The following is a 10,364-nucleotide window of genomic DNA, read 5'->3' on the forward strand; positions in this document are numbered from 1 at the left end:
CGTGAGCGACGAACCAGCGGTCGCGCCAGCACCTGGCACACTCGCCGGGACGCCGGGCGATGAGATGGCGGGCCAAGCGGAGCCCACCGGGGGTTCCGGCATCCGGTCGCGACTGGCGGCCATGGACCCTGCTCGACGTCTCACGATCATCGTTGCAGCCGTGATCGCTCTTCTCTTCGCATGGCACATCGCGGCCGACCGGGCCACTCCCTACACGGATCTGGCCCGAATCGATGGCTACGTGGTGCCGGTCGCCGCCCAGGTGTCGGGCTACGTCAGCGAGGTACCGGTGGTCCTCAATCAGATGGTCGACCAGGGCGACCTGCTGATCCGCATCGACCCCCGTCCTTATCGACTCGCCGTGCAGTCTGCGAGGGCGCAGCTCCAGCTCGCGACGCAGCAGGTGCGGGCCGGCTCCGCAGCCGTGGAATCGGCGGTCGGCCGGCTCGGGGTCGCGCGCGCCCAGCTCGATCGTACCCAGCGATACTACAACCGGGTCGAGGCGATCGCGGCCCAGAACCCGGGGGCTCTGTCCCAGGCCGATCGGGATCGGGCGATCACTCAGCTCGATCAGGCGAAAGCCGGTGTGTTCAGCGCCGAGGCCGAGCTCGAGCGTGCGAGGGAGACCCTCGGGCCGGAGGGCGAGGACAACCCTGCCATCCAGACGGCCATCGCCGCTCTCGAGCAGGCGGAGTTCAACCTGGAGCAGACGGACATCCGGGCCCCCGGCCAGGGAATGGTCGGCGACCTGCAACTGGCCGAGGGATACTTCGCCGCCGCCGGGCAGCCGCTCGCCACCTTCATATCGGCGCATGACGTATGGGTGAGGGCGGACATGCGCGAGAACAACCTCGGCCGGATCGAGGTCGGGGACCCGGCCGACGTGGCGCTCGATGTGGCTCCGGGCAGGGTTTTCCGGGGCCGGGTCGCCAGCGTGAGCCGGGGAGTCGATTCCGGGCAGGGCGCGCGCGGAGGGCTGCCGACGGCCGAGAGCGCCCAGGGCTGGCTCCAGGATCCACAACGATTTCCCGTCATCATCCGGTTCGACAACGAGGAGGCGCGCGGTCTCCTGAGGGCCGGGGGACGCGCCAGCGTGATCGTCTACACGGGCTCGAACCCCCTGCTGAACGGGATCGCGAAGCTGCGTATCGGGATCACCACCCTGCTCTCGTATGTCCGGTGAGGCATCCCGGGTCGCAAAGTCGACCTCTCACGGCCTCTACCTCGATGCCCGAACGCGGCGCGTAATCCGGTTTTCCATTGGCGTCACCATCGGCTCGGGCTTCGCCTACCTCATCGGGTTCCAGCTCCCGTTCCTCGTGCCGATTCTGATCGCCATGCTGCTGGCATCGCCAGCGCCTCGACCGACATCGCGAGGGGCCGCCGGGTTCGTCGTCCCGGTCGCAGTGGGCGCGTTTCTGGGCGTGGTCCTCACCCGGTACGCCCTTCAGTATCAAGGCATCTTCCTGCTCGTGGAGCTCCTCGTCCTCTACTGGATCTATTACGCTCTCGCCGGAGGCGCGGCGCCCCTCCGAATGGTGTGGCTCCTCATCTCAGCGCTCATCATTCCGCTCGTGGGAACGGTCTCCATGGCCCTCGCCGTGGGAGTCGCGCTCGGGATCGTGTACGGGGCGATCATCGCAGTCGGCGTGGCGTGGTTCGCTCACGTGCTGGTTCCGGACCTCCCAGGACCTGCAGACGGGCCGGCAGCCCCTCCCGCGGAGCGCCCGGTTCCTCCGCCTGCGGCACGGGCGGCGTACGCCCGCAAGACGTTGCTCGTGGTCTTCCCGGTTCTCGTGACCTTCTTCTACCTCGGCCTCACATCCGACGCCGTCGTGCTGGTGTTCATTGGCCTCCTGTCGCTCTTGCCGAGCTTCGCGGCGGGCTGGAAGCAGGGAAAGGGCCTCGTCCTCGGCAACCTGATCGGAGGGGCCGGGGCGATCGTCTTCTACAACCTGCTGGTCGCCTACCCGAACATCGGGATGTTCCTGCTCCTCACGCTCGTCACGGCTCTGCTGTTCTCCGACATCATCTTCTCCGACAGGCCGACGGCGCCCCTGTTCAAGACCGCGTTCAACGCCGTCGTGCTCCTCGTCGGCATGAGCATCACGATCACCGGCGTCGACGCCTCATCGAAGTTCTATCAACGCATCGCGCAGATCATGATCGCCGTGGTCTATGTCGCGGCGGCCTTCGGTTTCATCGAATACCTCCAACGCAAGCGGGTGAAGGAAACATGAAGCTCGTGACGAGTCGGTCGGGAGCAGGGATCCTGCCGGGCATCGCGTTTCTGAGCGCGATCTCGCTCGGTGCATGCAAGATGGGACCGGACTACGTGCGCCCGCCCGTCCCCCAACCGGAGGCCTACCGGCAGGAGGCTCCCGACGGGGAAACGATTGCCAACGTGCCGTGGTGGGAACTGTTCCAGGACTCCGTGCTTCAGGGCCTCATCCGTACGGCGTTGGAGGAGAACCGCAACTTGCGGGTCGCGCTGGCCCGCATCGCGGAGGCGAGGGCGCAGGCGGGGTTCGTGAAGGCCGACCTGTACCCGCGGGTGGACATCGTGGGGGGCGCGAATTTCCAGGAAGCGCGCACGACGGAGGGAGACGACGTGCCGACGCGCGATGTATTCCTGGCGGCCGATGTCTCCTACGAGGTCGACCTGTGGGGGAGGATCCGGCGAAGCAACGAGGCAGCCCTGCAGGAACTCCTCGCCACGGAGGAGGCGTATCGTTCGATCACCATCACCCTCGTGGCCGACGTGGCGAGTCTCTACCTGCGGCTCCGGGACCAGGACAATCGTCTCGACATCGCCGAGCGGACCGCGCAGACCCGCCGGGATTACGTGGACATCATCCGGGTGCGCTACGAGGCCGGAATGGTGCCGGAAGTGGACCTCAATCAGGCGGAGATTCAGCTCTATGATGCCGAGGCCTCGATCGAGGCGTCGCGGCGGGCGCGGGTCCAGATCGAGAACGCGCTCAGCGTCCTGCTCGGGAGCACACCGCGGGCCATCCAGCGCGGACGGAGCCTGTCCGAGCAGGTGTTCCCGCCCGAGATCCCGGTGGGACTCCCGTCCGAGCTGGTGCAGCGGCGGCCCGACATCCTTCAGGCCGAACGCAGGCTGCACGCGCAAACGGCCCGCATCGGGGTCGCGGAGGCCCTCAAGTGGCCATCCCTGACGCTGACGGGCACGGCTGGGGTGAGCGATGACCTGACGAATGGCGGCATCGCGGCGGGCTTCCTCGGACTCGGGGCCAGCCTCTTCGCACCCCTGTTCAACGCGGGGAAGAACCAGCAGCGCGTCGAGATCGAGATCGCCCGCACCGAGCAGCTGGCGAACCAGTACGAACAGACGATTCTGACCGCGTTCCGGGAGGTGGAGGACGCGCTGATCTCCACGTCTACGTACCGGGCGGAGCACGAGGCACGACGACGCCAGGTCGAGTCCGCCACGAACGCGGCCAACCTCGCCTGGGTCCGGTACGATGGAGGGCTGACGAGCTACCTGGAGGTGCTGGACCTGCAGAGGTCGCAGTTCTCCGCCGAGCTCGCGGCCTCTCAGGCGCTCCAGCTGGAGCTATCCTCCGTGGTGGAGCTGTACAAGGCGCTGGGCGGCGGCTGGCCCGTCCAGCCAGAGCCCGAGACGGAAGCCGACTGAGGTCGTGATCACCGAAAGGGGGCAAGCGTGAAGAAGGTGAATCGGCACGGCGTCACCGCCGCCTTCGCGGCCGGCTGTGTGCTGTTCAGCCCAGTTCCTTCGCCTGCTCAGGACGCGCACTACTGGACACTCCAGTACGGGCCCCGCTCCTCGCTCCTCGGGGGCGCCGTGATCGGCAGCGTGAGTGACATCAGCGCCACCTACTACAACCCGGGAGCGCTGTCCCAGGGGGCGGATCTCGCCTTCGCGGTCAGCGCCAGCGTCTTCGAGTACTCGGGAGTACGGCTGGAAGATGGGGGTGGCGAGGGCGTCGATCTGGGCACGAGCCGAACGGGGCTTCTTCCATCCCTCATCGCCGGTACGATCTCGCGCGACCTGTTCGGAGGTACCGGCGTGCTGGCCTATTCGGTCCTCACCCGGAGCAACGGCACCCAGGACCTGTCCGGAGTCGTCCTGCTGGACCCCGGCGACCTGCCGCCCGGCCGAGACCTTCAAGACGTCGTGGGAACCGCGGACTTCACGGGCGAGTTCAACGACGTCTGGGGTGGGATCACGTACGCCCAGGCGATCGGCGACCACCTGGGCCTCGGTCTGACCTGGTACGGGGCCGTCCGCACGCAGAGTCGAAAACGCGAAGCGGTATCGCAGTTCGTGGCCACGGACGGGTCCGGCCTCTCGGACATCGACGCGGCCAGCGGCGAGTATACCTCGCTCCGGACCCTCTTCAAGTTCGGCGGCTTTTTCCGAGAGGGCGCGTTCACCGGAGGCGTCACGGTCACGACCCCGAGTCTCCGGCTGGCGGGAAGCGGACAGCTGTCCACCCTGCAATCCACCATCGGGGCCGACACCACCGTGCTGCTGGCCGGAGTCCAGACCGATCTCCCGGCCGAGTACAAGAGCCCCCTGTCAGTCGGAGGAGGAATAGCGTGGCAGCTTGGACGGGCCCGGGTGCATGGCAGCATCGAGTGGTTCGACTCGATCGATCCGTACGCGGTCCTGCAGGGCGGAGAGATTCAGGCCCAGCAGCCCCCGGACTCCTCGATCGTCCTCGATGCCGTCCAGGCCCAGACGGCCGTCACGGACTGGGGAGTCGGTCTCGAATACGCGTTCGCAAACCGGGTCACGGGGTACCTGTCCTACTACCTCGATGCCAGCTCGGTGGACGACACCATCGAGCGCGCCTCCCTTTCCATCATCCCGATCGACATCCACACGATCACGGTGGGGACGGACTTCGTGGTCGGATCGGCCAGGTTCACGCTCGGGTTCGGCTACGGGTGGGGGAGCCAGATCGACCGCGAGCTCACGGATCTCATCCAGGAACAGGACGAGGACTTCGAGGCGACCTACGTGTACCGGAGTCTCAAGCTCCTGATCGGATTCGCCGTCGGAGTGAACTGAGTTTGACTCGGTCCCGAGGGCTTCTTAGGCTAACGATCTGAAACGTACGCAGTTGAATCTTCCTCGAACACGGAAAGGAGACCGGGTGGGATACAAGAAAACCACGTTAGACGCCGCACGGGACCAGTTGTTCAGCGAGATGCACCGGTGTGGGGTTCTCGAGGCTTCGCGCGAAGAAGCGGAGAAGTGGCTGGAGGACACCATCGACTACCTGTCGGACCTTTACCCTGCTCTCACGCAACCCGAGCTGGATGAGCTACGAGCGATCGGCTCGCGCTTTGCCCGGCCGCCGATCCCGCACGGTCGCGATCAGACGGCCATGAACCGGGAGGACTGGCAGGAAGAGGAGGCGCTGGAAGTCGAGGCCTGACGGCGCGGCGGTCGTCTCGACCGCCAGCCGGCCTCGCCGTTCACATACCGTCCAGCGCGCGTTCCACGATGCGCGCCTGCGCCGCGGCATGCGCCGCGGCGTACCCCTCCGCCGGGCTCGCCGCGGGCGGCCGGCTGATGTGCCGGACCCCCACGCTCGCACCGGCGATCTCCCGCAGCACGGGCGCAACGGCCCGCCATGCGCCCATGTTCTCCGGCTCCTCCTGTACCCAGACGATCTCTTCCAGGTCGGGATACCGGGACGCGAGGGCCGCCACCTCGTCGCCAGGGAACGGGTACAGCAGCTCCACCCGGGACAGGTCTGCCGCCGTCGCGCCTTCCCAGCCCTCCGCTCCGGTGAGATCGTAGTAGATCTTGCCGGAACAGAGCAGAAGGCGGCGCACGGCGGAAGGATCGCGGTCCGAGCCCGTGGCCGGCAGGAGCGCTTGAAATCGCCCATCGAGATCGGTGACCGCCGATCGGGCTCGCGGGTGCCGCAGGAGGCTCTTCGGCGTCATCACCACCAGAGGGCGCCTTGCCGTTCGCAACGCCTGAAGCCTGAGAAGATGGAAATACTGGGCGGGCGTCGTGCAGTTCGCCACTCGCAGGTTGTCCTGGGCCGCCATCTCCAGGAAGCGCTCCAGGCGAGCGCTCGAATGTTCCGGTCCCTGGCCCTCGTAGCCGTGCGGAAGCAGGAGGACGAGGCGGGACTCCTGACCCCACTTCGAGCGACCGGCCACGATGAACTGGTCGATGATCGCCTGGGCCACGTTCGCGAAGTCCCCGAACTGGGCCTCCCACAGCACCAGCGAATCGGCTGCCACGGTCGCGTAGCCGTACTCGAATCCGAGCACGGCCGCCTCCGAGAGAGGGCTGTTCCAGGCCTGAAACTGCGCCTGGCCCTCACTCAGGTGCTTGAGCGGGGTCCACTCGCGGCCGTCCCGGGCGTCGTGAAGCACCAGGTGGCGCTGGCTGAACGTGCCCCGCTCCGAGTCCTCGCCGCTCAGCCGGATGGGCACGCCTTCGGTCAGCAGTGAGGCGAAGGCCAGGGACTCCGCGTGCGCCCAGTCGATCCCCTCATCCAGCGAGTCCCGCCGCCGCTCCAGCTGACGGGCCAGCTTGGGAACCGGCTCAAACCCCTCCGGCCAGGCGTGAATCGCCGAGTTCAGCTGCGCGACCCGACCCGGGTCGACCGCGGTCTCCACCTGCTTCCCATCCGATTCCTCGGTGAGCGCGTCGTATCCGCGCGGCCGATCTCGCTCGACTTCCATGCCGATCCCGAGCGTGCTCCCCGCGGTCGGAGCTCCGATGTCGGGATCCTCCTCACCGTCGTCCTCTTCGGACACCGCCTTGCGGGCCTCCGCGAGACGATCGCGAATCGCCTCCGCCATCCCGTCCGCCTCCTCCCGGTCGAGCAGGCCTTCCTCGACCAGTCGATCCACCCACAGGGTCCGCACCGTCGGGTGGCTGCGGATCTTCTCGTACATCACGGGCTGCGTGTACGCGGGCTCGTCGCCTTCGTTGTGGCCGTACCGTCGATACCCGACGAGATCGACCACCACGTCCTCCGCGAACTCCATATGAAAGTCGATCGCCAGCTGAACGGCGCTCAGACAGGCCTCCGGGTCGTCCGCGTTGACGTGCACGATGGGCATGCGGAAGGCGAGGGCGATGTCGCTGGCGTACCGGCTGGACCGGCTGTCCCGCGGGTCGGTCGTGAAGCCGAGCTGGTTGTTGGCGACGATGTGGATCGTGCCCCCGTTCTCGTAGCCGGGAAGCCGGGAGAGATTGAGAGTCTCAGGGACGATTCCCTGCCCCATGAACGACGCGTCCCCGTGCACGAGGATCGGGAGCACGGAGGTGCCGAAGGCGTCGAGCGCGCTCTCGTCGTCCTCCGTCGGAAGCAAGCCGCTCTCCCACGCCATGCGCTCGCGCTCCGCCCTCGCCATACCCTGCACGATCGGATTCACGTGCTCGAGGTGGCTCGGGTTCGGGGCCAGAGAGATCTCCAGCTCACCCATCTGCGACCGCACGAGCTCGCGGGCCCCGACGTGGTACTTCACGTCTCCGGAACCGGCTTCCGCGGCCCGGTTCTGCATCCCGCGGGAGGCCTGGCCCTCGAACTCGGCCAGGATGGCCTCGTACGAGAAGCCGATGATGTGGGCGAGCACGTTGAGGCGCCCTCGATGGGCCATGCCGATGAAGTACTTCTTCGTCCCTCCCAGCGCGGTTCTGCGGATGATCCGTCGGATCATCGGAACCATCATGTCGAGCCCTTCGATCGAGAAGCGCTTCTGACCCAGGTAGGACGTCTGCAGGAAGCTCTCGAACCCCTCGACCTCGGTCAGGATGCGAAGCAGGTGCAGCTTGCCCTTGTCATCGATCGGGTTCATGTGCCGGCCGGACTCGATGTAACCGACCAGCCAGTTCCACTTCTCGGGGTCCTCCATGTGATCGAGCTCGTAGCCGATCCGGCCGGCGTAGATGTCGCGGAGTCGTTCCACGGCGTCGCGCGCCGTGGCGCCGAGCGACTGGAGACCGACGGCGTCCGACGATAGCGTCTCGAGATCTTCCCACGTGATGCCATGATACGCCGGCTCGATGGCCGGATGGCCGGTGCGCGGCGTGCCCAGCGGATCGATCTGGACGTTCAGGTGCCCGAGCGTGCGCAGGGCCTCCACGAGAGACCCGGTGGCGGTGGCGATTCGGAGCTGTTCCGGAGAGGCCGCGGCCGGGTCCGGCGCTGGCTGCGTACCCGCGGACGATGCTGGCACGCCCGGCGCGAAGGTCCCCTCGACCACGTCCGCGAGGGATGGGGGCACGACCCCTTTCCGGCGAAGAGACCGTTCGTACAGTTCTTCCGCCAGTCCGGCGTTGTACCCATCCGCGCGGGGATAGCCCGCCGCTCCGTTGTCGTCGCTCAAACTTCCGATCCCTGCCGTCGAGTGAGAATCGCGCCCCGTATAGCCGGACTCGCGCGGGCCTTCAAGCTATTCGCTGCGTCGGGGGGCACAAGGAGGATGGCCCGATGCCTCAGTCGGCCGGGGCGTCGCCGGGCATCTTGAGCAGCGGTTGGTCCCAGTCCTCCTCGAGCTGCACGGCCAGCCCATCGGCCATGCGGTTCACGTAGTTGAAGTAGGAGGCGACTTCACAGGCGTGGAGAATCGCCTCGTCCTCGAGGCCCGCATCACGCATGCGGTCTATGTCCGCGGCGCTGACGGATGCTGGCTTCCGGGTGAGGCGCTCCGCGTAGGCGAGGATGGCCGTCAGGCGCCGATCGCCCTCTGCGGCGCTCCTCCAGTCCGTCACCAGTCCCTGGATGAATTCTTCGGCCTTCCCCAGTCTACGGAGCCCCGCCCCGTGATGCTGCACTCAGTAGAAACAGTCGTTGGCAGCCGAGACCACGACCGCGATCGCCTCGCGCTCCTCACGGGACAGGGGGGACGGGCCGTACATGCTGGTCCGGTACAGAGCGTAGTGATCCAGGAGCGACTCGGGGTGCAGGGTGTGGATCTCGAGGATGTGATCTAGGGGCCGGCCTCCGCTGATCTTCCGATAGGCCTCCGCGAGTCGACCCTCGGCGTCGGCCGGCCCGATGCGCTCGATCCAGGGCCCGTCATCCCGATTCGAATCGCTCCCGGCCATCGCGCTCAATTCAGGCCGGTGGGCGTGCGCCACACGACGTGATGGTCCGTGTCCGACACGAGGACCAAGCCGAAGGAGGAGGTCGCGACCCCGAGGGGAGAGGCCAGGCCGACCGCCCCCGCGTCGATCAGATCGCCGGCATACCCGGTATCACCGCTGCCCGCGAAGGTGTTGATGAGAGCGGATCCGAGGCTCACGAGGCGAATCCGGTGGTTGCCGCGATCGGCCACGTACAGCGCCTGTCCGTCGGAGGTGGCCGCCACGTCCCGCGGATCGGAGAGCGACGCGGCGAGCGGATGCCCCCCGTCTCCACTGAATCCGGCGGTGCCGGTCCCGGCCACCGTCTCGATCTGCCCCGTCCGAAGGTCGACCGCACGGATCCGGTGGTTTCCGGCGTCTGCGATGAACAGGCGCCCGGCCGCGATGTCGATTCCGGCCGGAAAGTCGATCTGCGCGTCCACCGCGAGTCCACCGTCGCCGCCGAATCCGGCCTGTCCGGTGCCGGCCACCGTGGACAGGGTGCCGTCCGGCAGGATCATGCGGACTCGGTTGGATCGCGCCTCGGCAAAGTACACGCGGCCGTTCTCGTCCGCCGCCACTCCGCGAGGGCTCCGGATGGGCGAGGTCGCGGCGGGCTCACCATCGGGGGTGGTCGCGGGATCTCCGGTTCCGGCGAGTATCTGCCGCGCTCCCGTCCGCGCGTCGAAGCGCCACACCCGGTGGCCGAGCTCGTCCGCTACCAGCAGCCCTCCGGTGCCGTCGAGCGCGAGGTCGAGGGGACGCAGCATGCAGGCCACCGAGCAGCTGGCGGCATCGTCGACGACGACCCGTATGGCACCGGAGGAGGTGACGGCCACGATGCGTCGGTTGTCCCGCTCGACGACGTACAGCACGCCGTCGGCGTCCATGACCACCCCGGCGGGAGACCGGATCTGCGACCGCGTCGCCGAGGGACCGATGGCCCGCCCCGCCTCGTCCGGGAGTCCGACCACGATCCGCATCAGGCCGGGAGTGTCTCCGAGCACGCTCACCGGCTCCCCGCAGGCGGACGCGGCGAGCACGCCGAGGCCGAGGGCCACGGCTTGGGTCAGGGAAGCGGGACGACCCATATGTCCCCCCTTCCCTGTTCGTTCACCTTCGTGAACGCGAGCAAGGTGCCGTCCGGTGACACCGCCGGTTCGCTGCCCCCGTCGGTGCCGTCGATCGGCACCCACACGTCGCCCGTGACCGTGATCTTCCAGATCCGGTCGGCGCGCGCCAGGTAGATCCACTGGCCGTCCGGTGACCA

Annotated in this window: 9 protein-coding genes; 5 read left to right on the forward strand and 4 right to left on the reverse strand. The window is 67.7% G+C overall.

The features are described 5' to 3' along the window. The 5 genes from AC36XV_RS04880 to AC36XV_RS04900 form a co-directional block, all read left to right on the forward strand. On the forward strand, nucleotides 1-1,183 hold a 1,183-nt coding region (locus AC36XV_RS04880; RefSeq protein WP_492202558.1), incomplete at its 5' end, for an HlyD family secretion protein. After that, nucleotides 1,173-2,240, forward strand: coding sequence for a DUF2955 domain-containing protein (locus AC36XV_RS04885; RefSeq protein WP_492202559.1), 1,068 nt, complete (start codon nucleotides 1,173-1,175; stop codon nucleotides 2,238-2,240). The genes AC36XV_RS04880 and AC36XV_RS04885, both read left to right, overlap by 11 nt. After that, nucleotides 2,237-3,661: an efflux transporter outer membrane subunit gene (locus AC36XV_RS04890; RefSeq protein WP_492202560.1), complete on the forward strand. Its 1,425-nt coding sequence runs from the start codon at nucleotides 2,237-2,239 to the stop codon at nucleotides 3,659-3,661. Before AC36XV_RS04885 ends, AC36XV_RS04890 begins: the two co-directional genes overlap by 4 nt. 27 nt (nucleotides 3,662-3,688) lie before the next feature. Beyond that, nucleotides 3,689-5,062: a hypothetical protein gene (locus AC36XV_RS04895; protein ID WP_492202561.1), complete on the forward strand. Its 1,374-nt coding sequence runs from the start codon at nucleotides 3,689-3,691 to the stop codon at nucleotides 5,060-5,062. An 85-nt stretch (nucleotides 5,063-5,147) separates the two neighbouring features. Then, complete coding sequence (locus AC36XV_RS04900; RefSeq protein ID WP_492202562.1) at nucleotides 5,148-5,432, forward strand: hypothetical protein; 285 nt, start codon at nucleotides 5,148-5,150, stop codon at nucleotides 5,430-5,432. 40 nt (nucleotides 5,433-5,472) lie between these two features. Here the strand turns inward: AC36XV_RS04900 and AC36XV_RS04905 are convergent, their stop codons facing one another. The 4 genes from AC36XV_RS04905 to AC36XV_RS04920 all read right to left on the reverse strand — a co-directional run. Then, entirely contained in the window at nucleotides 5,473-8,355 is a 2,883-nt protein-coding gene (locus tag AC36XV_RS04905) for a 2-oxoglutarate dehydrogenase E1 component (protein WP_492202563.1), read from the reverse strand. A 109-nt stretch (nucleotides 8,356-8,464) separates the two neighbouring features. After that, nucleotides 8,465-9,076, reverse strand: coding sequence for a carboxymuconolactone decarboxylase family protein (locus AC36XV_RS04910; RefSeq protein ID WP_492202564.1), 612 nt, complete (start codon nucleotides 9,074-9,076; stop codon nucleotides 8,465-8,467). A gap of 5 nt (nucleotides 9,077-9,081) precedes the next feature. Further along, entirely contained in the window at nucleotides 9,082-10,185 is a 1,104-nt protein-coding gene (locus tag AC36XV_RS04915) for an NHL repeat-containing protein (RefSeq protein ID WP_492202565.1), read from the reverse strand. Further along, the coding region (locus tag AC36XV_RS04920; protein WP_492202566.1) for a TolB family protein at nucleotides 10,164-10,364 on the reverse strand (201 nt) is incomplete at its 5' end. The genes AC36XV_RS04915 and AC36XV_RS04920, both read right to left, overlap by 22 nt.

This window comes from Candidatus Benthicola sp., assembly GCF_058719085.1.